Source organism: Peptoniphilus timonensis JC401 (genome assembly GCF_000312025.1).
Taxonomy (GTDB): domain Bacteria; phylum Bacillota; class Clostridia; order Tissierellales; family Peptoniphilaceae; genus Peptoniphilus_A; species Peptoniphilus_A timonensis.
This window is the reverse complement of the sequence record NZ_HE978598.1, coordinates 90,790-92,156: the sequence shown is the minus strand read 5'-3', so window position 1 is coordinate 92,156 and position 1,367 is coordinate 90,790. Positions and strand designations below refer to the sequence as shown.

The 1,367-nt window shown below is 30.0% G+C and carries 2 protein-coding genes; both read right to left on the bottom strand.

Annotation, left to right across the window (positions count from 1 at the left end; genetic code table 11):
• Nucleotides 1-73: 73 nt before the first annotated feature.
• Nucleotides 74-721 (bottom strand): transposase, encoded by a 648-nt coding sequence (locus tag HGPT_RS08610; protein ID WP_172633964.1) that lies wholly within the window; start codon nucleotides 719-721, stop codon nucleotides 74-76.
• Nucleotides 722-742: 21 nt separating this feature from the next.
• Entirely contained in the window at nucleotides 743-1,156 is a 414-nt protein-coding gene (locus HGPT_RS10635) for a transposase family protein (protein ID WP_081578530.1), read from the bottom strand.
• Nucleotides 1,157-1,367 lie beyond the last annotated feature (211 nt).

The window sequence follows — 1,367 nt, the reverse complement described above, 5'->3', positions numbered from 1 at the left end:
AAAAAAACAACTAAAATAAACATAGCAAACAAAACCCCTAGGGGTTTTGCGAAATTTTCCTGTTTTCCCATGATTACTTACAAGCAAACATAATTCTTTTTCTAAACAAATTAAAATTTTTCATACCAAAACAATTCCTTTTTAACGTCTTTATCTTAGTATGAGTTCCTTCAAGTGGACCATTAGACCAAGAATAATCAAAAGAATTACATATCTCATCAAACCAGTTATTAAAAGCAGTGATGCAAGCTTTAAATTCTTTTAAATTAGATTTTCTTATCCATTCTCTTAAAGATTTAGCTGCTCTAACTATATTGGATTGAGTAAGAACATATTGGTAGAACAGTTCCTTTAACCTATAGGCCAACTTCAAATCATTGCTTAAATCAAGCATTAGAGAAACTTCTTTAGCTTGTTCAGATGTTAGTTTAGAAGCAGGTTTTGTAAGTAGGCTCCTACTTTTCTTAAAATACTTTCTAATCTTAGAAGAAATATCTTTTTGAATTCTCTTTCTAACATTTTCTAAAGCCCATGAAACTTGTCTGATAAAATGATATCTATCAACAATATGAATAGAATTCTTAAAGAATCTATTCTTAACAGATTTAAAGGTATTGGACATATCAGTTACAAAAAACTTAACACTTTGTCTCTCTTTATTAGGAATATTTTTAAAAGTAGCTGAACAAAAAGTTCTTATCCCTATTAGGCAAAATATCAATGACAGAGTGCTTATAACCATTTAGAAGAGAAGTCTGATACTTAAAACCTCCGCTATCTCCCTTAAACTCACTTGTGCCCTATGGGTATCTATACACAAAACACTTGAGAGCCTATCTCTCGAAACACTTAGATAACTTAAAATTCTTAATACAGTATTAGAAGAAACATTATACCTTTTGGCAATAGAAGAGCTAGAATGAAGTTCATTAAATTCAGCAAAAATAGCAAAAACAAGCCTATTAGTCATAGTGTGACCCTTAGCAATAAAATCAAGTTCTCTTTCAAAACGACAGCCACAAGACTTGCAATCATACCTTGTCTTCTTTAAATGAATAAAACAATTCTTTCCATGAATATGAGTATCCTTAATCTTTTGAATCCTATGATCATGAACCCAAATCCTTTTAGAACCACAGTGAGGACAAGTATCCATCTTTTTAACAGAAGCGTGGATATGAACAAAGTAATTATCCTCATAAAAGCTATCAAAAATTACATCTTTAAATCATGTTATTATTATTTTGCACTTATATGCACCTCCTAGCTTAGTTTTTAGCTATTTTAAGTTTAGGACTAAATGCGTATAAGTGCAATTTTTTTGCATAAAAATATCTGTTAGAGATTTACTCCCCAACAGATATTAT